General features: G+C 57.3%; 22 protein-coding genes and 1 tRNA gene. 20 read left to right on the top strand and 3 right to left on the bottom strand.

Annotated features, from left to right (window positions below; all coding sequences use genetic code 11):
• Positions 1 to 3: 3 nt before the first annotated feature.
• The 8 genes from ACR0I7_RS12460 to ACR0I7_RS12425 all read left to right on the top strand — a co-directional run bounded on the left by ACR0I7_RS12460 (position 4) and on the right by ACR0I7_RS12425 (position 7,107).
• Positions 4 to 1,353, top strand: a complete 1,350-nt coding sequence (locus tag ACR0I7_RS12460; protein WP_480511466.1) for a hypothetical protein — start codon at positions 4 to 6, stop codon at positions 1,351 to 1,353.
• Complete coding sequence (locus ACR0I7_RS12455) at positions 1,346 to 2,455, top strand: trypsin-like serine peptidase (protein ID WP_480511464.1); 1,110 nt, start codon at positions 1,346 to 1,348, stop codon at positions 2,453 to 2,455. Before ACR0I7_RS12460 ends, ACR0I7_RS12455 begins: the two co-directional genes overlap by 8 nt.
• The gene (locus ACR0I7_RS12450) at positions 2,452 to 2,775 is read left to right on the top strand and encodes a hypothetical protein (RefSeq protein ID WP_480511462.1); all 324 of its coding nucleotides are present in this window, start codon (positions 2,452 to 2,454) and stop codon (positions 2,773 to 2,775) included. The genes ACR0I7_RS12455 and ACR0I7_RS12450 overlap by 4 nt, the downstream gene beginning before the upstream one ends.
• Positions 2,775 to 4,388, top strand: coding sequence for a type IV secretory system conjugative DNA transfer family protein (locus ACR0I7_RS12445; protein ID WP_480511460.1), 1,614 nt, complete (start codon positions 2,775 to 2,777; stop codon positions 4,386 to 4,388). Before ACR0I7_RS12450 ends, ACR0I7_RS12445 begins: the two co-directional genes overlap by 1 nt.
• Positions 4,389 to 4,391: 3 nt before the next feature.
• Positions 4,392 to 5,030, top strand: coding sequence for a hypothetical protein (locus ACR0I7_RS12440; RefSeq protein ID WP_480511458.1), 639 nt, complete (start codon positions 4,392 to 4,394; stop codon positions 5,028 to 5,030).
• Positions 5,031 to 5,165: 135 nt separating this feature from the next.
• Positions 5,166 to 5,444 (top strand): hypothetical protein, encoded by a 279-nt coding sequence (locus ACR0I7_RS12435; RefSeq protein WP_480511456.1) that lies wholly within the window; start codon positions 5,166 to 5,168, stop codon positions 5,442 to 5,444.
• The gene (locus ACR0I7_RS12430; protein ID WP_480511454.1) at positions 5,441 to 5,569 is read left to right on the top strand and encodes a hypothetical protein; all 129 of its coding nucleotides are present in this window, start codon (positions 5,441 to 5,443) and stop codon (positions 5,567 to 5,569) included. The genes ACR0I7_RS12435 and ACR0I7_RS12430 overlap by 4 nt, the downstream gene beginning before the upstream one ends.
• Positions 5,566 to 7,107 (top strand): recombinase family protein, encoded by a 1,542-nt coding sequence (locus ACR0I7_RS12425; protein ID WP_480511452.1) that lies wholly within the window; start codon positions 5,566 to 5,568, stop codon positions 7,105 to 7,107. The genes ACR0I7_RS12430 and ACR0I7_RS12425 overlap by 4 nt, the downstream gene beginning before the upstream one ends.
• Here ACR0I7_RS12425 and ACR0I7_RS12420 read toward each other — a convergent pair.
• Positions 7,086 to 7,170 (bottom strand) — tRNA-Leu (locus ACR0I7_RS12420). The genes ACR0I7_RS12425 and ACR0I7_RS12420 overlap by 22 nt on opposite strands.
• A gap of 639 nt (positions 7,171 to 7,809) precedes the next feature.
• Between ACR0I7_RS12420 and ACR0I7_RS12415 the strand changes: the two genes are divergently transcribed.
• The 12 genes from ACR0I7_RS12415 (at position 7,810) to ACR0I7_RS12360 (ending at position 23,832) form a co-directional block, all read left to right on the top strand.
• Complete coding sequence (locus ACR0I7_RS12415) at positions 7,810 to 8,238, top strand: hypothetical protein (RefSeq protein ID WP_480511450.1); 429 nt, start codon at positions 7,810 to 7,812, stop codon at positions 8,236 to 8,238.
• A gap of 3 nt (positions 8,239 to 8,241) precedes the next feature.
• Complete coding sequence (locus ACR0I7_RS12410; protein ID WP_480511448.1) at positions 8,242 to 10,254, top strand: dynamin family protein; 2,013 nt, start codon at positions 8,242 to 8,244, stop codon at positions 10,252 to 10,254.
• A 98-nt stretch (positions 10,255 to 10,352) separates the two neighbouring features.
• Complete coding sequence (locus ACR0I7_RS12405; RefSeq protein WP_480511446.1) at positions 10,353 to 12,098, top strand: dynamin family protein; 1,746 nt, start codon at positions 10,353 to 10,355, stop codon at positions 12,096 to 12,098.
• Between the two features lie 126 nt (positions 12,099 to 12,224).
• Positions 12,225 to 12,614, top strand: coding sequence for a hypothetical protein (locus ACR0I7_RS12400; protein ID WP_480511444.1), 390 nt, complete (start codon positions 12,225 to 12,227; stop codon positions 12,612 to 12,614).
• A 26-nt stretch (positions 12,615 to 12,640) separates the two neighbouring features.
• Complete coding sequence (locus ACR0I7_RS12395; RefSeq protein ID WP_480511442.1) at positions 12,641 to 13,507, top strand: hypothetical protein; 867 nt, start codon at positions 12,641 to 12,643, stop codon at positions 13,505 to 13,507.
• Positions 13,508 to 13,570: 63 nt separating this feature from the next.
• Positions 13,571 to 15,613, top strand: a complete 2,043-nt coding sequence (locus tag ACR0I7_RS12390) for a dynamin family protein (RefSeq protein WP_480511440.1) — start codon at positions 13,571 to 13,573, stop codon at positions 15,611 to 15,613.
• Complete coding sequence (locus ACR0I7_RS12385; protein WP_480511438.1) at positions 15,610 to 16,893, top strand: dynamin family protein; 1,284 nt, start codon at positions 15,610 to 15,612, stop codon at positions 16,891 to 16,893. The genes ACR0I7_RS12390 and ACR0I7_RS12385 overlap by 4 nt, the downstream gene beginning before the upstream one ends.
• Before the next feature lie 338 nt (positions 16,894 to 17,231).
• The gene (locus tag ACR0I7_RS12380; protein WP_480511436.1) at positions 17,232 to 19,400 is read left to right on the top strand and encodes a serine/threonine-protein kinase; all 2,169 of its coding nucleotides are present in this window, start codon (positions 17,232 to 17,234) and stop codon (positions 19,398 to 19,400) included.
• 92 nt (positions 19,401 to 19,492) lie between these two features.
• On the top strand, positions 19,493 to 20,608 hold the full coding sequence (locus tag ACR0I7_RS12375; protein WP_480511434.1) for an FHA domain-containing protein: 1,116 nt from the start codon (positions 19,493 to 19,495) through the stop codon (positions 20,606 to 20,608).
• A 3-nt stretch (positions 20,609 to 20,611) separates the two neighbouring features.
• Positions 20,612 to 21,397 (top strand): PP2C family protein-serine/threonine phosphatase, encoded by a 786-nt coding sequence (locus tag ACR0I7_RS12370; RefSeq protein ID WP_480511432.1) that lies wholly within the window; start codon positions 20,612 to 20,614, stop codon positions 21,395 to 21,397.
• A 22-nt stretch (positions 21,398 to 21,419) separates the two neighbouring features.
• Positions 21,420 to 22,682, top strand: coding sequence for a substrate-binding periplasmic protein (locus ACR0I7_RS12365; RefSeq protein WP_480511431.1), 1,263 nt, complete (start codon positions 21,420 to 21,422; stop codon positions 22,680 to 22,682).
• Positions 22,683 to 22,725: 43 nt separating this feature from the next.
• Positions 22,726 to 23,832 carry a peptidoglycan-binding protein LysM gene (locus ACR0I7_RS12360; protein WP_480511429.1) on the top strand — a complete coding sequence of 369 codons (1,107 nt, stop codon included), beginning with the start codon at positions 22,726 to 22,728 and terminating at the stop codon, positions 23,830 to 23,832.
• Between the two features lie 61 nt (positions 23,833 to 23,893).
• On the opposite strand, the gene ACR0I7_RS12355 is transcribed toward ACR0I7_RS12360, so the two are convergent.
• Both ACR0I7_RS12355 and ACR0I7_RS12350 read right to left on the bottom strand, forming a co-directional pair.
• Positions 23,894 to 24,751, bottom strand: coding sequence for a polysaccharide deacetylase family protein (locus ACR0I7_RS12355; RefSeq protein WP_480511427.1), 858 nt, complete (start codon positions 24,749 to 24,751; stop codon positions 23,894 to 23,896).
• The gene (locus ACR0I7_RS12350; RefSeq protein WP_480511425.1) at positions 24,748 to 26,526 is read right to left on the bottom strand and encodes a carbamoyltransferase family protein; all 1,779 of its coding nucleotides are present in this window, start codon (positions 26,524 to 26,526) and stop codon (positions 24,748 to 24,750) included. Before ACR0I7_RS12350 ends, ACR0I7_RS12355 begins: the two co-directional genes overlap by 4 nt.
• Between the last annotated feature and the right edge of the window lie 470 nt (positions 26,527 to 26,996).

The raw sequence follows: 26,996 nt of genomic DNA, 5'->3' as shown, positions 1-26,996 counted from the left end.
AGCATGGGAGACCAAACTATGCAGTCCGACATCTCGAAACTTTGGAAGAGCCCCTGGCTCTACCAGATCGCATTGTGGTTCGACTCGATTGCCTTGCCCGGTCTGACCGGATTGGCGATCATCTCATCCGGCACAGCCGTCATTGGCTTCGCCAGCCAGTTCGATGCGCCGGACCTCGGCATATATCTGCGCTGCGGTGCAATTGGTCTGGCCTTGTTCATCATATCCAGGACGTTCTGGGCGGGTGCCTGGGTCTTACCTTCCCTAGAGACAAAACAACCTTTGCTGATCTATGCCGTCGTCGCAGTCGTCGGCTTTACCATGTTCGCCATCGTCTCCGTTCTGGGCAGCCTCAGCGCCACCGGCGGCGACATCAGCCGGGGCCTGACGCAGAAACAAGACATCGATCAGCTGGAAAACACCGGGCAGACCTTCGTTTTCTACGTCAGTGAGATGGGTGTTGTTCAGGCGAGCATTGAGGACCGGTCCAAACAGGCTTTCGATTTTGAGCGGGCGGAGATCACCGGACAAGGGCCAACAGGCGTTCCCGGCGTTGGATCAGTGTCGAACTCATTCGGTGCATCAGGGCGCGCTTACAGTCAGGCCGCTGACTTGCTCGGCACCACGTTGGTCAAGGCACAAGGCCATGTCGATACGCTGAACAGCATTATTGCGGAGCTGCGCGCGGCACAGATTGACGCGGCACTTTCGCCTTCGCAGCGAGACGTGCGTCTTAAAACTCTGTCCGGTCAGGCAATCTCGGAGATGCAGGCCTTGCTCAGCCTTGATCCAGCGCGGTCGATTCAGGCTGCGGCAGCCAAAATTGCCGGAGGTGTACCAACCCAAAGCCGGGCAAATGCGCAGTCGCGGGCGCGGATTGATGAGATCAGCACGTCGATGCGCGATTTTGCGGTCGGTCTGAGCGTAGAAGCGGATCGAATTGCCGCACTGGCCCCCGATCTTCCTCAGCAGGTATCTCTAAGCCCGGCGGAACGTCTGATCCAGACCATGTGGCGGATGCCGGGGCTGACCATGGCTGCCATGCTACTCGACGCATGTGGCTGGATCGCAATTGGCTTCAGGATTGCCGTCTACCGCGCCCTGAAGATCAAGATCGCTGAAGAAAACGACCGGCAGGTTCCGAGTCTTGTCACTTTGGAAGACTTCTGGCGCGTCGAAGAATTCGTGGCACGAGCGGAAGAAGCGAAGAGACGTATTGAGGCCGCCAAGGGCGCACCAAAGCGTGGCCGACCACGCGCCGCCAACTCCACCAGCAAGCCGAAACCCCGCGTGGCATTAGCCGTCAAAAAATCGCGCAATCCCAAAGCGTCTGGAGGTGCTGGCAATGCATAAGCTGATCTCCTTCCTCAACATCTGGCCAGTCCCCGTGGCGGCTCTTTTGAGTGGGGCCATGATCTTCGGCACGGCTGCCGATCAGATCGCCTATCCTGACTGGCTGAGGGACTGGCGGTCTCCCAGCCCCGAACTGCCGGAGCAACCGCCAAAGGCTCCTGAGGTGAAGCTGGCGGTCCCCTATGCGCCCGCACCCAGTCGGGATGATCGGACACCGGTTGCGTTTCTTCCGCATGTCTTTGGTCTCGACGATGGTGGGTTGCCCAAAAAGCTCACCGGGATCGGGCCGGTTTTCTGGGATCATGCCGGACACGGTACGGGTGCGTTGATTGCGCCCGATATAGTCCTGACGACTGCCCATCTCTTTACCGAGCGCGGTAAATGGGATGGACCCTACGGGCCGACAGACAAGCCCCCGGCACCGTCAGATGGGCGCATCTATCTGGAAGCCTGCGGACAGGCCTATGACCTGAAAGCTATCCATCTTGGCAGTTTGGCCCCTCGTGCAAGGTTGGGCGTAGACTACGCCATTGCTGAGCTCGCGACACCGGCCTGCGAAGCGGCGACCGTTCTTCCGGTCGCGTTTACGCCGGACGACCTTACCGACGTCGAAGACCAGATTCTTCTGAATATGGGGGCCTATCGCTTCGCCGATCTGGATCGCTACGCGCGTCATCCGCTCTTTGCGGATCGTGATGTGGGCACCAACAAGTTCGAGCGCTTTGCGGTGTTTGGTGTGCGCTGCCGGGCCACGGGCCGGGAGGACACCGGGGACGTTCCCGACGGCTCAACGGCGGTGATCATCACCGAGGGCTGCGATGGTGTACCTGGCGGGTCCGGTGGTCCGCTTCTGGTCTCGCGAGACGGTGGGGCGACCTACAGCATCACTGGTGTCGCCAACAGCTACCGCCCGGATACCGAATACAACAACTACACCCGGATCGAAGGCGCATTTGCGAAACACCTCGCGCAGTTTGTTGATCTCATTGAACTGCCTGCAGCTTCGGCGGTCGCTGCAACCCGCCCATCCCACATCACGACCGACGATCCGCTAGGGCCTTGGGATGAGATGAGACACCAAACCAAGGAGGATCAACAATGAACTGGCTTATGGGATTGGGCGGCGGTGGTGGCGGAAAAGCCCCAAACCCGCTGATTGCAGGCAGCGGTAAATGGCTGGCCACCTGTGTCGGGATCTATGCCGCGATCTTCTGGACAACGGACGCTTGGGTGGCGTGGGAGAATACCATCCTGCGCGCCATTCACGCGAGATACGACGGCGGAACCGCCGCCTTCGTTTACTGGCTACTGAAACTCGGAGCCTATCCGCTGGTGTTTTTTGCCGTGCGCATGGGGCTCGGCATCGCCTTCGTGACCCTTGTCATGTGGATCATCAACCGCTTTTTCGGAGGGCAACGCTGATGCGCGGGAATAACTCTGCCAACCGTTTCGGCTCAAGTGACTGGGCAAAGACCGAGGATCTGGAGGGCGCAGGCCTCTTCAATCAGACGCCGATGTCGATCTTTCTTGGCTTCTTTGACGGGCGTCCGGTCTATTTCCACGGTCCCGCAGGACTGACGATCACAGCAGGGGCGCGTGCCGGAAAGTTCCGGGATGTGCTGTGCCGCAACCTGCTGTCCGGCACATGCCTGCAATCGCTGATCATGCTCGATCTCAAAGGCGAAGGTGCTTACGTCAGTCAGGATCAGACGAAGGATGGAAAGTTCCTTGCTTATTGGAACCCGGCCAACCTCCACGATCTGCCGCAGGACAAGATCAATTTCCTCGGCCATATGCGCATGGACAGCCCGACGCTTGTCTCGGATGTCAAAGTCTTCTGCGAGAACATGATCGCCAGAGGCCGTTCGAATGATTCTGAATACTTCATCGGGCGCGGTCGGGAATATCTGGAAGCCATGTGTCTGGCGGTGATCGAACTGACCGGCGAACTGACTTTCCCGGCACTCTATGAGGCGATCAATCTGATCCCGACCAGGGGTGATCAATGGCTTGATCTCGCTTTCCACATGTCTCGGTCGCGCTTCCCGCTGGTCCGCAGCGTCGAGGCCGAAATCGCCAATTCCAGGGACGATTCCACAAACAGCTTTCGCGGCATCCTTGGTGAAGTGTTGCGCTCGGTTGCCTGCCTGTCTGATCCGATCCTCATGGACTCCGTCTCGCCGCCATTTACCATGAAGATGGAGGATTTGATCTCAGGAGAGCAGGCATGGCAGCTCTATCTGATGCCGCCTGCAGAGTTTGTTGGGGCCTGGGCGCCCGTGATCAAATCGGCCTTTGTCTCGGCGATGCTTCTGAAATCCCGTGCACCGTCTGCCCGGCGCATCACGTTCTTTCTCGATGAATGCGGGCAGCTGGGCGGTGAGACCGGCTTTCCGCTTGTTCCGCGCCTCTATACCTACGGCGCGGGCATAGGCTGCCAACCGGTCTCGGTATTCCAATCCAACGGCCAGATGAAAGGTCTCGGCCCCGGTGCCAAAGAGCTCATTCTTTCCAGCAGCGCCGCAACCTTGATGTTTGCCTTGCGGGGTGACTGGGAAAGCTGTCTCGATTGCTCGCGTCGGCTTGGTACCCAGACGCTGGCCTATGATGACACATTGGCGCAGCAGCGTGCGGTGCATGCGCGCAACCAGGCGCTCCACTCTCTGATTGGAGGTGGCGACCCTATGCAGGCCGCGTTTTCCGTTTCTCAGCACAACTTCGAACAGACCCACCAGACCAAGCAGCGGCGCGATCTTCAGACACCCGATGAGATCATGAATATGCGCAATGATCGCGCCTACCTGTTCCACGAAGATGTGTCGTATCCGATTGAGATTGAGCGCCGCCCGTATTGGCTTTCGCGCGAGCTAGCCGGTTTATACCATCCGAATCCATATTTTCCGCCGCTCGATTGTGTGACCGTACAAACCCGCTGGGGCCAGCGCACCCGCCGTGTCATCAAGGAACCGGTTCCGGAGCGATTTGCCCATCTGCCGCAATACCGTCACGGAATGTGGTCTCGGGTGGAGATGTGATCCATGAACAAGCGACAGCCCATCACATATGCGGATAGCGTCCCTGATCTACCCGTCAGCGATTTTTCCACGCGCCTGCAGGAGGTGCGGATCGCGCGCGAGTTCGCTCAGAAAAGTGAGGCAAACGACAATCTGGACCACGCCTTCACGCAGCTGGTCACCCACATGGTCGAAAAGACGATGGTAGAAAAAGCTCGGCCCCATCCCGCGCCGCGCCCTTCACCAGATATGGCCGCCGAAGTTGACGCCGCCGACTTCGATGCGCGCTGGGAGGCCGAACGTCAGCGGCACACACAGTCGTATTCCCCTCAATCTCAAACAGGAGACACCGCCATGTCAGACGACACCCAAGCACGCCGCCCGGAAGAAACCCTGCGCGAAGGCCCTCTGAAAGCCGCCATCTGGCGCAACGATGGAGAGAACGGCGCGTATCATTCCGTCACTGTCTCGCGCACCTACAAGGATCGGGATGGCAAATTGCAGGACACACAGAGCTTCCGCCCGAAGGACATGCTGGGGCTCTCAGAGCTCGCGCGCCGCGCGCATCACGACGCCCATGAACTGGATCGCGCGGCCTTCAAAGAACATCGTCAGAACCAGCAGGATCAGGCGCAATCGCGCGGAAAGGGGCATTCACGGTAGTCACTCTCTGAGCGCGCGAGAACTCAACCTGATGGAAAGATAGGAAAATATTCCTTGCTCTAAAGCAAATTCAGGCATAAGTTGTTCCGCTTTTGTTCTCAACATGGAGGAGCAACGCACAACGAAAGGACGCCTATGAAAGACACCACCGAACCGCCCACAAACAAACGTCCCAGCATTCGCCTGAACCTCGACGACTGGCTGCCGTATCTTGAAGACAGCGATGCCACGGAGGCAGAGAAAATCGAGTTGATCGAAACCCTGTGGAACATCGCCATGGCTTTTGTCGATCTGGGTTGGAACCTCGATTCTGGCGAAGAAACCAGTGGACAAAGTCTCGATCTCACCGCTGTCCTCCGCGCTGCTGTGTTAAACTCAAATGACAACACAGACCCGGAAAAGGAGGAACTATGACCCCAGAAATTGAGCGAGATCCAATCACAACAATCACCGAGGCAGATATACCCGAAGACCGCCTGATAAATCGCATTTTGAGTACTGTGGCAGCATGGGCGGCGGAGAAACAGGAGGACGCATGAGCAAACCTCAAGCACTGATTTATTGTCGCGTCTCTTCCAAAGGGCAGGAAACGGAAGGCCATGGCCTCGAGTCTCAGGAGACCCGCTGTCGCCAATATGCAGAAGCGAAGGGATACGAGGTTGCCGCAGTCTTCCCTGATACGATGACGGGCGGTGGCGACTTTATGAAGCGCCCCGGTCTCGTGGCGCTGTTGTCCTTCATGGATGCGCAGCCGGATGAAAACTTCATCGTAATTTTCGACGATTTAAAGCGTTTTGCCCGCGACAGAGATTTCCATTTCCGCCTGCGCGAGGCATTCCGTGCCCGCAATGCCACTCTGGAATGCCTGAACTATCGCTTCGACGATTCCCCTGAGGGTGAGTTCATGGAGACTATCTTCGCCGCCCAAGGTCAGCTTGAACGCAAACAGAACGCAAGGCAGGTCGCCCAGAAGATGCGTGCCCGCATGGAGGCAGGCTTCTGGATCCATAATCCTCCCATTGGCTATCGCTATGAAACCCAGAAAGGGCGTGGGAAAGTCCTTGTGCCGAATCCGCCCTTTGACGATCTCATTCGGGAAGCGTTCGAGGGCTTTGCATCAGGACGCTTCCAGACTCAGGCCGAAGTGAAGCGCTTCTTCCAAAGCATACCCGACTTCCCACGTAACAAACACGGCGAGGTCAAGCCGCAGCGCGTGACCGACATACTGACCCAGCCGGTCTATACCGGACACATCTGTTCTGAAAACTACGGAATCAATTGGCTCAAAGCCCAGCATGAACCGCTGATCTCGCTGGAAACCTTTGACAAGGTGCAGGAGCGCCGCGCTGGCAAGGCCAAAGCGCCGAAGCGTAAGAACATCGGCGACGCCTTTGCTCTGCGGGGAATCGCAGTCTGCGCTTGCTGTGAGGTGCCGCTGCGGTCATCCATCACAAAGGGCAATGGTGGGCATTATGCATATTACCTCTGCCAGACTAAAAAATGTGAAAATTACGGTAAATCTATCAAGCGCGATCAGCTTGAGGGCGATGTCGGCGACATCATCAAAACGCTGCAGCCTGATCCAACATCCGTTCGGCTGCTGACAGATATGTTCCGCCGCATCTGGGACGCGCGACGTAACCAAGCAGCAGGCATCCTTCGCGCAGGCAAACGCCAGATCGCCAGCGTGGATAAGGAGATTGAGAAGCTTCTTGACCTGATCATGGCCACCAACAACACGACCGTGATCAAGAAATACGAGGAAAAAATCGAACAGCACGAACACGATAAGGCGCGCTTGGCCGAAAAACTGGCGAAACAAGCCGAACCGAAAGGTACCTTTGAGGAAAAACTAGAACCTGCCATCACCTTCCTCACAAACCCTTGGAAACTTTGGGAAACACCGGGAAACATGCAGATCCATATGCGCAGATTGATCCTGAAACTGGCCTTCAAAACCCGCATCAAATACTACCGGAATCAGGGAGCTAGAACCCCGGAAATAGCGTTACCATTCAAAGCGTTAGGGGGGATTACAGATCCGAAAGTCTGTTTTGGTGCGGGTGGAGGGACTTGAACCCCCACGCCTTGCGGCGCCAGAACCTAAATCTGGTGCGTCTACCAATTTCGCCACACCCGCAACTCGCTACCCTGAGGCATCGAATGATGCGCTGCATAGCAAAGCTTGCTGGAGAGCGCGAGAGTTAAATTTGCACCCGGACGACTTTAATTGGATGTCCGGGAACTCCCCGAAATGATCCTTGGATGGGGTAGATTCGTGACGATCTCAGACTACGCAGAGGGTAGGGTGACGCAGCATTCGAGTGTTGCCGACTTTGTCGAACTGGTCGCGGATACGTTGAGCAGAACGTACTCCGTTGTATCCGCATGGGATCAAGCCGCATACGGCTCTGGCATCTGCATATCCGCGCCGCTCCGGCAGTTGCCTTAAGGTGTTGGAAAACAAACCGTTACGGGTGGAGAAGGAGCGACCGCCTCGACCATCGTCAACGGCGCCGGGCTGGCGGCTTGGTCTGTCGTCTTACAGTTCGGGATTTCGCTTGCCTGTGGGTGCTGAAATAGCCCACTCTCGCAAGGGTTGAGGCATTCTTATGGGGTTGCGACCATATTTACGCCACAATTCAAACGCCAAAAAATCTTATTCACGTCAAACTAAGACCGCCTTGAGGGTAATTCTTTCTGTCAACGAGTTAATGAGTCTTTTCTGCCCTCTGGCGCCATATGAGTTTTCGCTCAACACCAACAAAGGGATCTCATCGTGACCGAACAGATCAACGCCGCTGCCGCCGAGCAAGACGCTGCCTCATTTGCGCGCGAGAGCTTCATTGGCGAGCTGAAGACGCTGAACAAGCAGTTTCCGGGTACCGGCTTCGGTATCGCGCTCAAAACACATGATGGAGAAGAGTATTTGCTGGCCAACACTAGAATGCCCTTGCCATCCGTGAAATCCGAAGGCTTCCCGACCGGTCGTCGCGTCGCTTGCCTCGAGAATGGTGACCACTTCAGCTCAATCGAGGTGCTGGCCGATTCGCTTGCATATGAAATGATGTCGCCGAGAACCGAGGCCGAAATTCTTGGCAATGCTCTGGACCTTATCGCGCGTATCGACACGCTTAGCGGCGTACCGGTTGGGGCGTTGCCCGCCGCCGCCGAGGCGCACATTCCTGCAACTGGCACCGGAGGCTGACCTATGGCGCGTAACGATCATCTTCTGTCTGTGGGAAACGAAGCGCTTGCGCCGATGACATCGGCGATAACTTCGCTGACGACGCAGATTGATCAGTTGACAGAGGTGGCCGATGCGCGCTCCTCGGCCCGTCTTGCAACGCTCAAGACGCGCATGGAAAATTTTTCGGCCAGCGTGACCATGGTTGGTCAGGTCAAGGCTGGTAAATCCTCAATCGTGAACATTCTGGCAGGCCGCCCCGGCCTTTTGCCGTCGGATGTGAACCCGTGGACCTCGGTCGTAACTACGCTCAACATCAACACGCGCACACCAGCAGACACCAAGTCGAAGTTCACATTCTTTGAACAAGAAGAGTGGGACAATCTGATGGTTGGCGGCGGTCGTTTGGGCGAGTTGGCCAATCGTGCGGGCGCGGATGATGAGATGGACGACATCCGCCGTCAGATCGCCGAAATGAAAGCGAAATCCGAAGAGCGGCTTGGCAAGCACTTTGATCTGGTTCTGGGGCAAAGCCATCAGTATGACTATTTCGATGAAGAGTTGATCCAGCGCTACGTTTGCCTTGGGGATGAAGACGACCCCGATATCGATCCCAAAACGGGACGTTTTGCTGATGTGACCAAATCAGCCGAGCTGTATATGGATATCCCCCAATATCCGATTTCGCTCAAACTGTGCGACACACCAGGCGTCAACGATACCTTCATGGTGCGCGAACAGATCACCCTACGCAGCCTGCGCGGGTCCGAGGTTTGTATCGTGGTGCTTGCCGCCAGCCAGGCGCTGACCACCATGGATATGGCGCTGATGCGGATTATTGCGCAGTTCGAAAACCGTCAGATCATCCTGTTCGTGAACCGGATCGACGAGCTGTCCGATCCTGTGAATCAGGTGCCTGAGATTCGGGACCGGATTCAGGACACGCTGAAACAAAACAACATCGACACCAACACCAGCATCGTCTTTGGCAGCGCCTTATGGGCCGAAGCCGCGCTGACGGGCAACCCTGATATTCTCACCGAAGAATCCCGTGAGGCGCTGAACACGTTTTACCTAGCCGCAGGTTTTGGCAATCAGGCCGCATCATTGGACAAGATTTGGGCGCTGTCCGGCTTGCCTGATTTGCTTTTGGCGATGAACGAGAGAATCGCTGATGGCGCAGGGACCCGGTTGCTGGACCGTGTTCGCCACCGCGCGCGCAACATCGCTAGCCAGATTCGCGCAACCGCCGTTGCCAAGAACCTGTCGGAAGGTGACGGGGTAGTCCGTGATCTGGACGGCGTTTCGCCTGAGGATGCTATCTCGACCGTCTCAGGCGAGTACGAAAAGAAAGTTGCGGAGCTGACAACCGCGTTGCGGGGCAAGGTTCTTGAGCGGTTGGCCTCGGCCGAAGCGAATTTTGTCAAGCGTGCCACCGATTCGCTGATTGCGCATCTTGAACAGAATGGTGAGCAGGGCACATGGCAGTATGACCCTGCAGGTCTGCGGACACTTCAGAAAGCGGCCTATTTCAGCTTTGCCCGGTCCATGCGTAAGGATGCTGGCGCGTTGTATAGCGCCGCCGCGGCTGACGTGGAGGCCTTGTATCACAAACTGTTGGGCAACCATCTGGGCGAGTTCAACATCGAAGCACCCATTGTGCCACGCGTCCCGCCGCCACTGGGCATCGGACGCACAATCGCACTGGATTTGCAAAGCACCTGGTGGCGACGCTGGTGGCAAAAGCGCAAAGGATTTGAGGCTTACGCCGCAGATTACACACGCCTGATCGCATCCGAGGCGAATTCAATCACCAAAGACATTGAGGAAAACCAGATCGCAGCCGTGCTGGAAAATGTACGTGCAACGCTGGCCGACTTCATGCGCGAGCAGAAAGAAACTCTGCTGAACATCTCGCAGTCGGCCGACAAAGATCCGGCGCGCAATGCCGAACTGATGGCTGGTATGCAGCCCAAAAAATCTCGTGACGAGATCCTGGGTGACATCCTCAAAGATCTTAGCAACGAAGCAGCATAAGAAGAGTTATGGTAAATAAATCTAAAACCCGCTTCGTCTCTCCCCGGGCATGGGAACGCATCGAGCAGTGCTCCCGCCGCAAACCTGTTTTTGCGCTTATGGGAGAATTTAGCGCCGGCAAGTCCACGCTGATTAACTTTCTTCTGCGCACCCACACGCTGCCGACGCAGGTCACGGCGACCCAGTTGCCGCCGGTTTGGTTCAGTTGGGGCAATCGGTCCGCCTATGTTCATCGCCATGACGGCAGCAAACAGGATATCGAGCTGGATCAACTGGATGAGATCGGTGTCAACGACGCTCAGTTCATTCGCATCTATCTGGAAGCGGATATTCTGGAGGCTGTCGATCTGATCGATACGCCCGGCATTTCTGATCCGAAGATTTCCACCGATGTCTGGCGCCGTGCGGTGGGCCAAGCCAACGGCGTGCTGTGGTGTACACATTCGACGCAGGCCTGGCGCGAAACCGAGCGCGCGACCTGGGTTTCGCTGCCCGAACGTCTACAGCACAACTCGTTGCTGTTGGTCACACGGGCAGATGCGCTGGGGGCGAAAGACCGCCAGAAGGTACTGCGCCGGGTCAACCGCGAGGCTGGCCATCTGTTCAACAGGTCCATTTTGTTTTCGGCCCGCGACGCGGTTACAGCGCGCGACAAGACCGGCGATGCCGAGCTCTGGGCGCGCAGCGGCGGCGGCAAGATGATCGATAGTTTCCTGGAGATTACGGAACAGATTATGGACAACCGCGCCGACATGCTGGCCCGGTACCAAATTGACAAAACCCTGTCGACCGGTGCCAAGGTACACCCGTTGCGTCCCTCCAGACCTGCGCCTGATGCTTTGACCACCCCATCCCCTGCCGAACCGGGTGCGGTGCCATTGCAATTGCTGAACCCGGTTGCCGACCAGGCGCCGGCCGAGGGTGAAACGGTCGAAAACGACGTTGTTGCGGCCTTCCCCGTTCGTCCTGCGCGGGTCGAGCGGCGCACAGAAGAAACCGAGCGCCCGCGTATAGATGCCGATGAAGCCATACGTTTGCGCGCCGAGATGACGCCCGAGCCCGAGTTGGAAGAGGAACCCGCAGATGCGGAAACGGGCGATGAACTACGGGCGTTTTTCCGGGACGCGCCCAGTGATCCGCTGGATATCCCGACCCTGTCGCAGGCACCTACCGATGTGAACGATCTGGACCTTGAAGAGGTCGATGACTTTGAAGATGAGCCCGAGGATGACTCTGACGCGGTGATCATCTTTGCTGATGATGATCAGCTTGACACGCAGGACGAGGATGAGGCCATAGCAGAGCCAGACGCTGCTGACGAAATGCTGGCGTCTTTGTCCAGCAAGTTGGACGAGCAATCGGCAGAAGATACAGCCGCGGTAGATGTGCCGCCGGTGCAGGAGACTTCAGAAATCGAGGTCTCGGTATCCTCGATCACGGCGCTGCTGTCCAAGCAGGCCGAAGACGTCGACGATTACGAACCCGAACCTGAATCGAATGCACTTGTGGCAGCACAAGTTGTGTCGATGCCCGACACCCCCTCAGAGGCTGCAGTCAAGACCCCCGCTGCGCATGCCGAAACCACGGGTACGGACACAGCACTTGAGGACTTGCTGAACGTTCCGGCAGGATCCCCGCTGAGCGCCGCCGCCATGTGGCGCGAGATTGCAGCGAGCGAAGATCTACCCGACGACTCTCAGGGTCTGCAAGCGGTCTTCAGGGCGTTCCTGGAAGAATACGACCAGATCGCGTTGGAACACAGCGCCAAGCAAGCCAGGAAAGAGGAAATGAGCACCCTCCCGAGCGCCAATGAAAGCAGTGGAGCGGAATGGCATGTCCTCTGATCGGCCACCTCCACGGCTTGCGGCTGACGGAATGTCGTATGCCGCGATCAAAAACGATGTTAGCCAATGGCGCAGCGATTCCGGATCGCTGCGCCTGAAGGCTTTCTAGGGATAACAGGTTGTTAAATGACAATTGAAGCGGCAATGACCTCTGCGATGGAAACCATACCCGACTGTATTGCAGCCGGGTATATCGACATGGAAACCGGTATGTTGCTGGGATCCAGCGTCGCAGAGAGCCAAGACAGCGATGTTCTGGATACGCTGGCGCTGGCGGTGGCCAATTTGTTTCAGGGACAGGGTGTCAGAGCCTTTGAAAAACTGCTGGCAGCGGCGGGTGACGCTGCGGGCTTCGGGGAAATCGCTGTGTTTTCGGATGATCGGTTGCACATCTTTCTGCGAACCAAGGAGTATCCCGAACACGTGGTCTGCTATATCTGCCGCGACAGCGCGAATATCGGTTTGGCACTTACGAAATCACATCTCAGCCTGGGGCCGGTGGCGGCCGCAGTTTAGACGGGACCAGAGGGGGTCACGGCACTATGGACACAGGTATACTTGAGATGCTCGAAGACATCGGGCGATCTGCGACACCCCGGTTGTCGCCTAGCATTCCGTTGTCGGGCGAAACCGCAGAGGCGCGCCGCGCCGAGATTCTGCGCACAATTCGCGGCACCATCCTGCCGCGCAGATTGGAATACACGTCACCAGACGGCCACAGCCTTGCGATTGAGGTGAACAGTTCGCGTGTGACCGACGTATTTGGCTCTAGCACCGGGGAGGTGCCGGATTTTGAAACCGAAGCACGTGAAGTTCTGACCAAAAAGCTGGCTCAGCTGGTGTCTGACATGGCGTCGGCTCCCGGCCCGCTTCAGATGACTTCGCTGCGCCCCGACAGCGCGCTTGAGGCTGATGATGTTGGTATCACGTTCTCAGAAATCGATGCCGCCTGCGCCGACATCGCGCTGGTCGGTGAGTCGCAGGTGTCAGTTGTGCCCGAACGCGCTTCGGAACCGGAAGAAGCTGTGGCAGAGACCCGGCCAACCTCGTCGGACAAGGTGGCGGCGCAAGGCTTTTTTGACGCAGCGGAACGCTTTGCCACTGGGCGTATCCTGATGCAGAGCGCGGAGAAAACTGTTCAATGTGATGGCGTCTGTGCAGCCAGAGAAGCCATCCACCCGGATCAGGACCTGTTGAAGAATTTCGCGCAAGACTTGGCGGGATGGGATGCCGACAGCGCAACAACACTTTCGCACCCTCAATTGATCGTCATGCGGCCTTCAGGTGGTCAGGGCGCCGGTTTGGCTGTTTTCCGCGACGGTCAGAATACCGCTGCGGTGGTCCACGAAACGCGCCGATTGGGGGCTGTTGTGAATTTGTGGAAATCTGTCCGGGAGGCGGCGCAATGACCGTTTCCCGGGATCGGTTTCAGGTGTTGGGTTGGTGTCTGAAGTCAAGTTGGTAGGTGTGTTATGAGTGAAACTAATCGTCGTGAGTTGATCCGCATCGCGGGGGAAATGAATGAATCCAGCAATGACGAGACTCGTCAGTTCATTTCCCGAATCGTCGAAGATCTGACGCACCTGAAACCTTCGATCGCCTTTGTTGGGCAAATTAAGGCCGGAAAATCGCGCCTTATTAATGGGTTTACCGGGCAGGCCGAGTTCCTGCCTTCAGACGTCAACCCGTGGACTACGGTGATCACGGACATGCATTTCGGGCACCCCACAGGGCGCACTTCGGGGGCTGAATTTCATTTCTTTGACAATCAGCAATGGCAGGCGCTGATCGCCGAAGGCGAAGAACTGCGCAACATGTTCCCGGATGATGAGGACAGCTATAAGCGCGAGATGATCGAAGAGCAGGTCGAGGCGATGAAAACGCGCGCGCGCCTGCGGCTGGGTGACAGCTACGAACACCTGCTGGGCCAGCAGCACGATCTGGAAGAGCTGACCTCGGATGATCTGGCGCGCTATGTATGTGCTGGTGATGACCCAACGGATGAAGAAGAGCATGACCCGGGCTCGGATCGCGGGCTTTATAGCGATATCACACGCAAGGCTGAGGTTTATTTTGACATAGGTCACTTCCCGTATCCGTTGACCGTGACCGATACGCCGGGCGTCAACGACCCGCTGTTGATCCGCGAAGAAATCTCACGTCAGTATCTGAAGGAATCGGACTTTTTTGTCGTGGTGCTGTCTGCACATCAGGCGCTGTCGCGTGCCGATCTCAAATTGTTCCGACTAATGCAGGCGCTGGAGCTGGGGCAGATCGTTGTGTTCATCAACCGAGTGGACGAACTGGGCGGTGGGGCTGAAGACGCGACCAAAGTACGCGCGGATGTTCTGGATGGGCTCGAGAAAGCGCTGAGCAATCCCAATGTGGATGTGCTTATGGGCAGTGCCCAATGGGCACATTATGCGCTGACCGGGGATGAAACCGGTGTTGACCATGATGCGGTTCTGGCTTGGTTGCGTGCGCACCCGGAACAGATGCGTCAATATCTGGACGGCGTTGAAGACATCAAGCAGGGTCCCGGTCCGATCAGCCGCGAAGCCGTGCTGCGCTTTGCAGCAATGATTGCTTCGGGTCTGCCGGATCTGCGGCGGCATGTGACGACCGCGCTGACCGAAGGCCCGCGCAATGAGCATCTGCAGATGGCTTGGCAGCATCTCAACAGTTTCGCCAAAGGCGAACTTGAACGCAGCACCGCTCGCCTGCGCGTATTGGAGAGCGAAGACACCACCACCGCTCCGGACGCCGATGAGAAAAATAAAACGCTGGCCTCGTTGCGCAGTCTTGTCACAGAGAAGATCAGCGAAATCACCAATGATATGGATGACGTTCTGGCGAATCTGCGCGGTGTTATGGATGACACGGTGGCCGAGGCCGTCTCGACCGTTGTGCGCGGACCCGATGGCAACTCGCCGCTGCTGGCCAAGGGCGGTGCGACCGAGTTGAACTTTACGCCGCTGCGCGAACGTATGCGCGAGCTGGTTCAGGGCGCGACACAAGTTGTTCGGCAGCGGATGCTTAGCGAGCTTTACGCGATTGACATGCAAAGCAACGCAGCGTTGCGCGCCCTGCCCGGCTGGCAGGAGCCGGCCGACAACCGCATGAACACCAGCGCCGTCAGATGGTTCCGTCCGGACACAACGGCCCTGACCCGCGGCATCACCGTCGAGCTGCGCGTTAACTGGCTGTCGCGTCTGATTTCTCGCAACAGCGTTGTGACGCGAGCTGAGAGCATGATCATCCAGGAATTCGAGCTGATTGGCGACGATCTGGTTGATACGGCGCGCGGGGATTTGCTGGAACGGCTGAACACGGTTCTCGACCATTTCGTGGCCTTGCTCGCCGGTCATCTTGAAAATCGTGTGGGTTCGGGTGCAACATGCGAACGAACAGATGCACAAGCCGATTTCGACCGTGCGCGGCGCATCGTGGATGAGCTGGAAACAGCATTTGCATCGGAACACGCGGATACTATGCAAGCGGAGGCTGCCGAGTGATCGAATTTCCCGGAACCGAGCAGGAAGTGCGCCAGCTGGAGCGTTTTCTGACCGCTACCGAACAACTCCCCTCAACGCCCGATCTGGACGATATGCGCGCCCGCGCCCTTGGCCATGCCGAGCGTCTGTCCAATGCCGTATCGATCGGTTTCGCTGGCGAGTTTGGGGCGGGCAAGTCGAGCCTTGCCAACATGCTGGCCGGCGCAGATATCCTGCCGACCGGTCCGCAGCACCTCAAGCTGCCGCTCGTTATTGTGGCCTATGCCGATACGCCTGAAACCACCGTCGGGTGGTGGAACAAAGAGCCGAAAACCTATTCCGGAATCGCGCTGGAAAAGGCGGCTGCTGATGAGCCCGATTTTATCTCGGTGGGGATAAATACCCCTGCACTGCGCGAAATCTCATTGTTCGATCTTCCGGGATCGGGGGCGCTGGACGACACCTATAAACAGACGCTGGAGCTGCTGAAATTCGTCGATTGTGCAATTTGGTGTACAAACGGTACCAATGCCTGGCGCGAGACCGAGCGCCATCTTTGGGCGCAGGTCCCCAAGGAATTGCGCACCAACAGCCTGCTGGCGGTCACTCATACCGACCTTCCGCCCGTTCGCGATGCGCTGGATCGGGTTCTGTCGCGGCTTGAGAAAGAAAAATCCGGCATGTTCCGGTCGATTGTTCCAATTGGCACTCCGGTGGCCGTGCGTGCAATGGCGCAGGAGCCTGAACCTGACTTCACGCTTTGGGAAACCTGTGGGGGCCAGAATCTGGCCGAGCAGGTATTGGAAGCTGCATCTAATCGCCGCCAAAACGATCTTGAGGCGGCCCGCACCGACTTGTCGAAGGATTTCCTGCCGTATCTCAATGAGATTGTTGGTGCCGAGGAAGCGGTCGAGCCGGACACCCGGTCAATTCAAACAAGCCTCGAGGCAGCCCTGCCGCCGCTAAACAATCCGATTCTGGAGGATTGGCTTGCCGCTATTGCGAGCATCTATGAGGATCTGCGCGATTCTTCGGATATCGAACCGGCGGCCTTCCTGCAAAGCTGTCAGGAAATCGTCGAAGATTTTGCCGAGCGGCTGGAGGGTGGCGCGGAAATCGATCCCGAGGCGGACTGGATTCCGGGCGAATTCGAGAAGGCGACTGACCTGCTTTTGCTGCTGCAGTTTGAAAGCGGAGATGCCCCTTTGAAAGATGCAATTGGTATTCTCGCGCAGCTGAGCGACAACCTCGCCTGGGCGGGCAGCACGGTAGACACGGTGCAAACCAGGACCGGTACCTGAGCTTTTCCCGCTTAAATTGAGCCGCAGCGCAGCGATTCGAATCTGCGGGAATCGCGGCTCCATTGTTTCGATTTTGTAGACCAAATGAAGCAAATGGGGGCGACTGCCCCCATTTTTTTACCCCTGCATATCAACATATGGTATGCGAGCTCGTCGTAGATACCATATATTTCCTTCACGAAAAAACGATCCTTAGTGAAGCCATGAGGCGGCCCAAATAAAGTCAAATTTGAACCGTCTAACCGTCCCAAGTGTCCTGCGGTTGTATTGGTTAATGAGTTCGCGGGCTATGAGCCTCGTTACAACGAGCCGCAAAACGAGTAGAATGGGCGGGAATTATGAGCCAACATCAGGCGGTCGGTGCATCGCACGACGAACCACATATACAAGGTCTCCAACCGGGCGCAAAGCTTTTGCGCGGTCAGTATGAGATACTCAGCTTTCTGAGCAATGGTGGTTTTGGGATCACATATCTCGCACGCGACAGCCTTGAGCGCGATGTCGTTATCAAAGAATGCTATCCGGGGGCTTTGTGTCGTCGTGAGGGCGATCTGGTTGAGCCGGCTCAACCGGAATACAAAGAAGACCTGAACGCCATTGTTGACCTCTTCATTCAGGAAGCGCGCAACCATGCGCGTCTGGTGCATCCGAACATCGTGGATGTGCATCAGGTTTTTGAGGACAACAACACCGCATATATCGCAATGGATTTGATCCGTGGATCCGATCTGCTGGATTACATGGACGATGAGAAAAATGAAACCGGTCCGGATTTCATTGTCCGGGTGACCGAAAAGATGCTGTCGGCGGTGTCATTCATTCACCAAAGCGGCATGCTGCATCGTGATATCTCGCCTGATAACATCCTGATCGATGAAAACGGTGAGCCGATCCTGATTGATTTTGGTGCCGCGCGTGAACAGGCTGCGCATCAGACTGCCGCATTGCTGACGCTGCGCGTGATCAAAGACGGCTATTCCCCGCATGAGTTCTATGTGCGCGGTGCCGATCAGGGGCCCAGCAGCGACCTGTATGTTCTGGCTGCTACCCTTTACCACGCGATCAGCGGCGAACGTCCCGTTGACGGCCAAAGCCGCCTGACAGCGTTCAACAACGGATTGCAGGATCCGTATATGCCGCTGACCGGGCGGCTTGAGGGGTATCCCAAGGGGTTTCTGGAAGCGATCGACAAGGCGATGGAGGTTCACACGACTGATCGCCTGCAGACCGCGCTGGATTGGCTGCGCATGTTCCGCGGTCCCGGTGTGAAGTTTGAAACCTTCGCCTATCGCCCCGTATCCGCGATCGTCGGGATTGATCGCAAAGATGAAGAAGCTGAAAAAGCACGTGTCAAAGCCGAAAGCGAGAATGCCGAAGCGGTCGTGACAGCTCTGCTGGCCGGAAACTCTGATCTTGCCTTGGGCAATGAAGAGAAGAAAGACGACGAGCTTGCGAGCTTTACAGCAGCCGATGAGCCAGCCACCGCAGTTGATACCGTTGTGCAGAGCAGCGGGTCCGGTGGCAATGGCAAGATGATCGCTGCCGCCGCAGTGGGGGCCGTTTGTTTGGCCGCGGTTGGGTTCTTTGTTCTGTCTGGTGGCGAGGGCGAGCCTGAAAGCATAGCAAACAACACTCAGGTCGCGCAATCTGCCGAGACTGAAACAGCGCAGGTGGCCGAACCGGCCCCGGCCGCAGAGGCATCGGCGCAAGCCCCATCTGCCGCGAATGACCCAACCGATGCGGAAGTTGCCGCAGTGGCTCAGGAAGAACCGGTTGCACAGGAGGAGCCTGTCGAGCAGGCACAAAGCACCGTTGCTGAAACAAAGTCAGAAGAACTGACATCAGCCGAGCCTGCCGCAGAAGAAGCAATACCAGCGCTGGTTTCGGCAACCGCTGACAATCTGGCGGCGAACCAGGTTGCGTTTGGGCATTGGGACGTTGAAATCCCGTTCACTATATCCCGTCGTCGCGCCTCCACCGGCAACACGATAGCGATAACCGGTGTTGACGCAGGTCAGGATATGTCGGTCATCGGCGACTGGGTTCAGCGTGGTGCAGCAATCTATACCCTCAACGGCGAGCCTATTCGAGGTGATGTAACGTTTGCCGCTCAGATTCTGACGGATTTCAATGTCGATCCGGATGGCTATATTCGGACGGCAGCGCGGTATCGCACCCTGGGTGAGACACGGGCAAAGAACGGGCTGCTCGCCCTGCCTGCGTTCCGCATGTTCGGGCTTGAGAACGGATACTCCATGACAGCGCGGAACGCCGGCGGCGAAGGCTGGCAGACCGTTGTTGCAAGCGTTCCCTCTGACAATGTCGGTGGTCTCCAGCAAGGCGATATCCTGCTGAGCGAGATCCACACCGGCGTCACCATTAGCGGTCCGGAAGGCCTGGATGAAGCTCTGGCCAAACTTGTTTCCGAAAATCAGCCCGAGGCGCGTCTGACTGTGCTGCGCAGCGGTGCCGAGACCACCGCAACCATGCCGCTGGCACAGGAGTAAATCAGCGGCACCATGTGCCGCATACAACCGCGGGCTTGTCCGGGATGGAACCAAGATTCATCCCACACACGTAAGGCCGGCCCGCTCTACAGATGAAGAGTGTTCGGATTGATCCGACCGTAAGAACCGCCGCGCATTTCGATATGCAGCGGACAACAGAAGCCTCGCGGGACCACTGCCCCGTGATTAGAATTCAGAAGGGTGTCGACACCATGTTCAAATACAAAAGCCCACTCAGCCGGCTTCTTGAAGGTGCCGGGAAAGCCAAAGAAACCGAAGCGGAGGACGTCAAGGCGGAACCGGCGGAGCAGGCGGCGGAGCCCATCGCGGATTTTAACGCCCTGCGTGAGGCACTGGCTGGCGGCAACTTGCCATCTGACTCTTACGAGGAAACAGATGAGCTGATCCCTGAAGAAAAAATGCCCGACTTTGCCGAGCAGGACGAGGCCGAGGAAAACGAAACGCTGACCGCAATTGCCGAAGCGGCAGCTGAAACCGAGGCCGAAGAGCACGACGAGGAGCAAGTTGTGAACTTGCACGCCGCGCCCGCAGAGTTTCAGGACGAGGTCGAGCCAAGCGCCGAGCCGCTGGTGTTGGAGGACAGCATCGAACCTGCGCCCGCACCCGAAAGCCCTGTTGCAGAAGCAAGCCCCGTGCCTGTTGCCGCAGAACCGGTCGTCGAAGAGCCCGCGCAGCCGGTGGCCGAAACGCCGGCCCCTGTTGTAGCACCGCAGCCTGCGCCTGCGGAAGATCGCCGTTCGCGCGTCAAAACAACCTTTCTGGGCTTTGATCGTGCCGATACGCATGTTCAGGATCTGATGGAAACCAGCGAACCTGTTGCAAAAACAGAGACGGCCGAGAAAACGTTCCCGGTTGGCTGGCTGGTTGTCACCGGCGGTCCTGGACGGGGTGCCTGCATTACGCTCACTGAAGGATTGATGCAGATTGGTCGCAATGACGACCAGGCCATTCAGCTGGATTTCGGTGACACCGGCATCTCGCGCAGCAGCCATGCGGTGATCGCGTATGATCCTGAAGACCGTAAATGTTATCTGGGCCATGGTGGTAAAGCCAATCTGGTGCGGCTGAACGGCAAACCTGTGCTCAGCACGGTTGCCCTGTCCAACGGCGACCTGATCCGCATCAGCGAAACATCCGTCCGGTTCACAGCTTTCTGTGATGATGGCTTTGACTGGCGGGATGCGTGATTGATGCTTGCGCAACCTGCATATGATATTGCCCTGATCCTGGACAAGGGCCAGCGCGACTCGCAGGAAGATGCCGCTGCTGCGCGTGTCTTTGACGCGACCAGCTCTGGCTATGTTGTGGTCGCCGACGGAATGGGCGGTCACGAAGCCGGTGAGGTTGCGTCAGAGCTTGTGCTTTCCGCGTGGCGCGACGTCGTGGACGCGCAAATGGAAGATGTAGATGCTGCCGAGCGCGCGCTTGTCGATGCGCTGCCCATGGCCGCCATGCAGGCCAATGCAGCGATTGCCAGCCACAGCGAAGAGCAGGCAAACGGCTTCAGTATGGGTTCGACCCTGTTGGGCATGCTTATGCTGGATCGCCGGATGTTCTGGATTTCGATCGGCGACAGCCCGATGTATTTGTATCGCGCCGGCACGCTGCGTCAGATCAACGAAGATCATTCGATGGCGCCCGAGATCGACGCGCAAGTTACCCAGGGTCTTTTGTCTGCGGCCGAGGCCCGCTCACATCCCGACCGCAATCAGCTGACGTCGGTGATCATGGGCGCGTCCATTCCCAAGGTGGATTGCCCTGAAGATCCCTTGGTTCTGGAGGCCGATGACATCGTGCTGCTGGGCAGCGACGGCCTTCAATACCTCAGCAACCCGGAGATCGAGGCCATTCTGCAAAACAACGCGCAGTTTTTGTCTCAGGACATCGCCGATACCCTTCTGCAGGCTTTGCAGGCCAAGGGCGACCCGGATCAGGACAATATATCAATCGCCGTCGTCAAGCCGGCACGGCAGTAACTTAGGCAAAGCAACAGGACCCATGAGAAACCAACTGATCATATCCACCCTGGCACTTGCTGCCGCAACCGGGGCAGCATCTGCCCAAGAGGCTTGCTCCACCTATGAAATCCAAAGTGGAGACAGCCTGCGGGAGCTGGCGCTGGACGTGTATTCCACCGAAGACTACCGCGTTATCTTTGACGCAAACCGTGATGTCATCGGGGCGAACCCGCACCTTATCCGCGTTGGCGATGTTCTGACCCTGCCTTGCCTGGACGAGATTGGACGCACGGCACCTGGCGCTGACACCGAAGAAGGCCGTATCGCTGCGGCCATGGCCTCGGAACTGGTCAAAGCCGCCGAGGAGCGTGCTGAAAAAGCTATTGCCGAAGCTGAGGCTCGGGTTGCGGCTGCTGAGGCAGAAGCCAAGAAAGCCAGCGAAGATGCCGTGGTCGAGGCCAGAGCAGCAGCCAAAAAGGAAATCGAGGCAGCCCGCGTCGAAGGCGCTGCTCTGATCCGTAACGCAGGTGATGGCGAACGCCCCGAAATTCGTGATCGTCAGCTGCTGTTGATCACCGGCGGCAACTATGCCCCCTTTACCGATGAAGCGCTGCCGCACCGGGGGCTCTATACCAATCTGGTAGAAACCGCACTTTTGCGGGCAGCCCCTGAGCAGGCCTATAAGATTCAGTTCGTGAACGATTGGTCGTCGCATCTGGATCTGTTGATGCCAACGCTGGCCTTTGACGGAACCTTCCCGTGGTCTCGCCCCAATTGCGAGGCAGCCGAGGCACTGTCTGAAACCGACCGTAATCTTTGTGAGACCTACAATTTCTCGAACCCATTCTACGAAGTTGTGGACTCTTTTTTCTCGCGCGAAGGCACTGCGTACGTTGAGACGCTGACATATGCCGATTTCGCGGGCACGACGATCTGCCGCCCCGAGGGTTGGTCTCTGTCGCATATGGATGCGGTTGGTCTCTATGAGCCGGCGATCAAGCTGATGCGTCCGGTCGATCCAGATGACTGTTTTCACGCCGTTATGGACGGAACCGCAGACATCGTCGCGATCGAAGCCCATCTGGCCGTCGAGGCCATCCGGCGCCTTGGCTACGAGCACCAAATTCTCGAAAACCCCAACCTGGCGGCGATCAATTCGCTTAACGTCATGACCCACAAGGCTAATTCAGATGGGGAGGCGATCCTTGAGACGCTGAATCAGGGTCTGGCAATCATGCAGCAATCGGGCGAATGGCGAGACATCGTCGCAACCGCCCTGCGTTATCAAATGGAAAATGGCTGAGGCCCCAAGAGGCCTGACAAAACTAAGTCTGGAGGAAGTGGACATGTATACAATTAGCCTGAAGAAGACCGTAATGGTGGCAACCGCCATTACTGCTCTGAGCGCCGGTGCCGCCGCTGCTCAGGAAGCTTGCACCAACTATACCGTTGCGGATGGTGACACGATGGCGACTATCGCGATTGCCGCCTATGGTACATCGAACTATCAGCCGATCTTTAACGCGAACCGCAGCGTCATCACCAACCCCAACGCGCTGGCGCCGGGTCTGGTTCTGGCTCTGCCCTGTGAAGACGGTAGCCTGCCCAACGGTCAGTCCGCGCAGGAAATCATTGCGGCGGAAGAACAGCGTGCCGCAAGCGTCAAGCGTTCAAACGTGTATCAGCCGCCGATCAAGCTGGTGACTGGCAACGGCTGGGCACCTTTTGCCGATGAAACGCTGAATGGCGGCGGTTTCATTACGCGCCTTGGTACAACAGCGCTGCAGCGTGGCGGTAACGCGAGCGATTATTCTGTTAGCTTCGTTGATGATTGGAACGCGCACCTGCATACCCTGCTGCCGCTAGGTGCATTTGATATCAGCATGGCCTGGGTTGTGCCGGACTGCACCAACCGGACGTATGAATGGTCGGAAGAAACTGAAGTTCGCTGCACACAGTTCAACTCGTCCGTGCCCGTATACGATACTGTGTTTGGTGTATATGCACGGCCCGAGAGCCCCTATGCCACCGCAACCACCTATGAAGAACTGAAAGGTGCAACCATCTGCCGTATGATCGGTTGGGGTCTGGCGGATCTGGAAACCAATGGCCTGCAAGAGCCTGACATCACGCTGATGCAGCCTGTTACGGCGAACGAATGTCTCGACGCTGTTCTGACTGGTGCCGCCGATGTCGCCAGCTTCGAGGTTCAGTTGGTTGCAGACACCATGGGTGAGATGGGTCTGACTCAGAACGACCTGGTCGAAAACCCCTACGTTTCGGCTGTTCAATCGCTGCGCTTCCTGGCGCACCGTAGCAACCCGTTTGGCCGTCAGTACCTGTCGATGCTGAACAAAGGTCTGAACGAGATGCGTGAATCCGGTGAGTGGTACGCGATCGTTTCGGATACGCTGAATGAACACAACCAGCGTATCCTAGCTGCGTCGAACTGATCCCTCGGTTTCACCGTAGCATTTGGGCCGGTCTTAGGACCGGCCTTTTTTTGTCCAAAGGTTACAGCAGTTGATCCAACCGGCCCGCCAGCCCATGCGGCGGGATCAGCTTGCGTACTTTCCCAAGCAAGCGCGCGCCGCCGAAACGCAGCCATTGCTGCTGCCTGAGCGCCCAATAGCGCGACTTAGCAGCTCCCAGCGATGAAAGCTCGGCGCGTGGAACCATAAAGCTTAGCCCGTCGGCGAATTCATACGGGTGCAGATATATCTGCGCCGCGATCCCCTTCTGCTGAGTTTCGTCAACAAGCGTCCTGGCCAGAGATAGAGGCGCAAACTTGAGATAACTTCCACCCAGCCGGACATTCGGCCCGCGTCCGACAAGCGGCCTGCTGTAGAGAGGGATCAGCTTCAGATCCGTCAGCTGCATCTCAGCCACGAAACGGCTGCAATCCTCGGCGCTTGGGAAGAAAGATGAACTGTCATAGCCGAAATGGCGTTCGATCAGCTTGTACTGTGCCGGCGTTTTGCGATTCAGATGGAACCTGGGGGCGCGAAACCCCCGAACGGGCACATTCGCCGCAATTTGCAAGGCATCCTTTGCCCGTGCCAGCATCGTATCCACAATATCGGCAGACTGCGTGCCCATACTGTCGTGATAGTGATAATGGCAGGCAATCTCATGCCCCTCCGCCGCAATATGCGCGATCAGGTCGGGGACATGGTCGGCCAGTATCCCTGTGCAGAAGAAAGTTGCGGTTCTGCCATTCACACCGCCATGCGCTTTTAGGAACGCATCGATGGCCTCAAAGCTTGCCCACAAGGCATCGTCCCGCAACGGGCCGGTGTCCCAGACACCAAGCACCCGTTTCAGGTCGTGCGAAAAATCTTCGAAATCGACACTCAGATACACCGCGGTCACGCCACGGCTTGCGCCTTGCCCTGACTTTCCTCGCGCAAAGCTTCCCGCAGAACTATGAAGTTCCCGATCACAAGAGCATCCACTCCTGACGCGGCGAATGTCGCGCAGGCATGAGAGGGCGTGTAGACGATCGGCTCCTGAATATTGAACGAAGTGTTGAGCAGGACAGGCACGCCGGTCTTCTCACCGAATTTCGTCAGCAGGGCATGATAAAGCGGGTTGGCCGATTGCGATACAGTATGCACGCGCGCGGTCTGATCAGTATGAGTGATCGCTGGAATATCCGCCGCACGATCATCGCGAACACGGGCAACGATGTTCATATAGGGGCTGGTCTGGTCGATCTCAAAGAACTTCTGTGCGGCTTCCTCGGCCACACTTGGCGCAAAGGGGCGGAAATGCTCGCGTTTTTTGATCTTTGCGTTTAGATCATCGCGGATGCTGTCTTTGCGGGGGTCGGCTAGGAACGAACGTGTCCCCAAGGCACGCGGCCCAAATTCCGCCCTGCCCTGAAACCAGGCAATGATCCGGCCTTCGGCCAGCAGATCAGACACTTTGTCAATCAGCTCGTCCTGTTCCAGCGCCGTTTGGGGCTGGCTGCAATAGGCATTCAACGCACCGGCAATCTGGGTGTTGTCCCAACCGGCGCCCTGATAGGGGCTGCGGACTGACGCCAGATCAATCTGGTCCGAGGGGATGCAGGCAAGCGCCGCACCCACCGCACAGCCCGCATCATGCGGCGCGGGGGGAATGATCACCTCATCAAAGGTATCATCGGAAATCAGAGTTCCGTTTGCTGTCACGTTCAAGGCACAACCGCCTGAGATCACCAGCTTGCGCAGGTCTGGATTGGCTTCGCGCACGGGGCCGAGGATGTGATGCAGCGCATTTTCGAACGCGGCCTGCACCGAAGCCGCCAGATCGATATGCCGTTCAATCGGCGCGGTGCCGGGTTCGCGCGCTTCGCCAAACAGCTCTTCCATACGGGGGTGGAATTCACCGCGCAGGGCTGAGTGATAGTCACAGACTGCGGTATTCACACGATAGCCGCCGTTGCTTTCCAATGTGAGGATTTCACGCAGGATCGCATCGCGGTAGATAGGTTTGCCGTAGGGCGCCAGACCCATCATTTTGTATTCGCCTTCCAGCATCTTAAAGCCCAGGAAGCCGGTGAAGGTGGAATAGAAATGACCCAGCGAATTTGGCCAGCGATGATCGGCGATGCTCTCGCGTTTGCCATCGCGCACAACGGTCACGATGGTCGAGCTTTCCTCGCCCCCGCCATCATAAGACAGAGAGACGAAACTGTCCCAATCCCGCATCGCCTCGGCATAGAGCTGATGGGTCAGGTGATGATTGATAAAGCTGAGCTTGAAATCGGCCGCACCGTGTTCGGCGGTCAGTATCTTGCGGATGCGGAAGAGATCCATCCAGCCGCTTTCCGGTGAGGCATCCGGATCGTTATCCGGCACAAACAATGCGCCAATACGCGACGTCACGCTTTTGGCGGCAGACGGACGCTGCAAAATCTTGCGAACGGTTCCCATACCACGTCCGGCCATGCGCCACGGCAGCCAATAGACGGCAACCTCATCGATATCGGAAAACTCAAGCCCGCCAATACGCAGAACTTCGGTGATCGCGTGATGCGGAAATGCCCCGTCATTTTTGACCCGCGTAAGTCTTTCTTCTTCAACGGCGGCAACCAATTTGCCGTCTTTGAACAGCGCGGCTGCACTGTTGCTCATCGTTGCTAAACCCAGAACCACTGACATAACTCAAAACACCCTTGGCTAAAATAACTGCCCGTAACCCGCGCAGATTAACGGGCATATGCGGGGTCACGCAAGGCGATTGATCGTAGTTGTGACCGGGAATTCACGGGTATTTGGTAATTACATAAGCTATGTGCACTAAAATCATTGGGATTGCCCAGATATCACCGGGCCGTGCGTGTTGGGCTTGCCCTGATCGTGCTGCGATTCTGGTAAACAATATCCCGGAAATTGCCTCTCCGTTTACGAAATAGCCCCAAGGCTTCGGCGCCCGTCCGATGAAATCACGAACCGTCTGCACAGCACCGCAGTCGTCTAATCACATAGACAGGATCTGTCTGAGCAAATGGGGGCGAAAATCACTCTTGGTTTGTGTGTATATCTGCTATTCCTGAATTGATTAGTGTTCGAGCCCCGCGTCCTTTGAGGGCGGCTGGGTTCGAGCGTGGTTTTGGTATTGAGAAGTGACT

The sequence above is a fragment of the Ruegeria sp. AM1 genome (genome assembly GCF_056540745.1).
The sequence above is the reverse complement of the archived record's forward strand: the minus strand, read 5'-3'. Positions and strand labels throughout refer to the sequence as shown.

Excerpts from the sequence above, each read along its gene's own strand:
- ACR0I7_RS12460 (WP_480511466.1), top strand. The coding sequence starts at position 4 with ATGGGAGACCAAACTATGCAGTCCGACATCTCGAAACTTTGGAAGAGC.
- ACR0I7_RS12455 (WP_480511464.1), top strand. The coding sequence starts at position 1,346 with ATGCATAAGCTGATCTCCTTCCTCAACATCTGGCCAGTCCCCGTGGCG.
- ACR0I7_RS12450 (WP_480511462.1), top strand. The coding sequence starts at position 2,452 with ATGAACTGGCTTATGGGATTGGGCGGCGGTGGTGGCGGAAAAGCCCCA.
- ACR0I7_RS12445 (WP_480511460.1), top strand. The coding sequence starts at position 2,775 with ATGCGCGGGAATAACTCTGCCAACCGTTTCGGCTCAAGTGACTGGGCA.
- ACR0I7_RS12440 (WP_480511458.1), top strand. The coding sequence starts at position 4,392 with ATGAACAAGCGACAGCCCATCACATATGCGGATAGCGTCCCTGATCTA.
- ACR0I7_RS12435 (WP_480511456.1), top strand. The coding sequence starts at position 5,166 with ATGAAAGACACCACCGAACCGCCCACAAACAAACGTCCCAGCATTCGC.
- ACR0I7_RS12430 (WP_480511454.1), top strand. The coding sequence starts at position 5,441 with ATGACCCCAGAAATTGAGCGAGATCCAATCACAACAATCACCGAGGCA.
- ACR0I7_RS12425 (WP_480511452.1), top strand. The coding sequence starts at position 5,566 with ATGAGCAAACCTCAAGCACTGATTTATTGTCGCGTCTCTTCCAAAGGG.
- ACR0I7_RS12410 (WP_480511448.1), top strand. The coding sequence starts at position 8,242 with ATGGCGCGTAACGATCATCTTCTGTCTGTGGGAAACGAAGCGCTTGCG.
- ACR0I7_RS12405 (WP_480511446.1), top strand. The coding sequence starts at position 10,353 with ATGGGAGAATTTAGCGCCGGCAAGTCCACGCTGATTAACTTTCTTCTG.
- ACR0I7_RS12400 (WP_480511444.1), top strand. The coding sequence starts at position 12,225 with ATGACAATTGAAGCGGCAATGACCTCTGCGATGGAAACCATACCCGAC.
- ACR0I7_RS12395 (WP_480511442.1), top strand. The coding sequence starts at position 12,641 with ATGGACACAGGTATACTTGAGATGCTCGAAGACATCGGGCGATCTGCG.
- ACR0I7_RS12390 (WP_480511440.1), top strand. The coding sequence starts at position 13,571 with ATGAGTGAAACTAATCGTCGTGAGTTGATCCGCATCGCGGGGGAAATG.
- ACR0I7_RS12380 (WP_480511436.1), top strand. The coding sequence starts at position 17,232 with ATGAGCCAACATCAGGCGGTCGGTGCATCGCACGACGAACCACATATA.
- ACR0I7_RS12375 (WP_480511434.1), top strand. The coding sequence starts at position 19,493 with ATGAAGAGTGTTCGGATTGATCCGACCGTAAGAACCGCCGCGCATTTC.
- ACR0I7_RS12370 (WP_480511432.1), top strand. The coding sequence starts at position 20,612 with ATGCTTGCGCAACCTGCATATGATATTGCCCTGATCCTGGACAAGGGC.
- ACR0I7_RS12365 (WP_480511431.1), top strand. The coding sequence starts at position 21,420 with ATGAGAAACCAACTGATCATATCCACCCTGGCACTTGCTGCCGCAACC.
- ACR0I7_RS12360 (WP_480511429.1), top strand. The coding sequence starts at position 22,726 with ATGTATACAATTAGCCTGAAGAAGACCGTAATGGTGGCAACCGCCATT.
- ACR0I7_RS12350 (WP_480511425.1), bottom strand. The coding sequence starts at position 26,526 with ATGTCAGTGGTTCTGGGTTTAGCAACGATGAGCAACAGTGCAGCCGCG.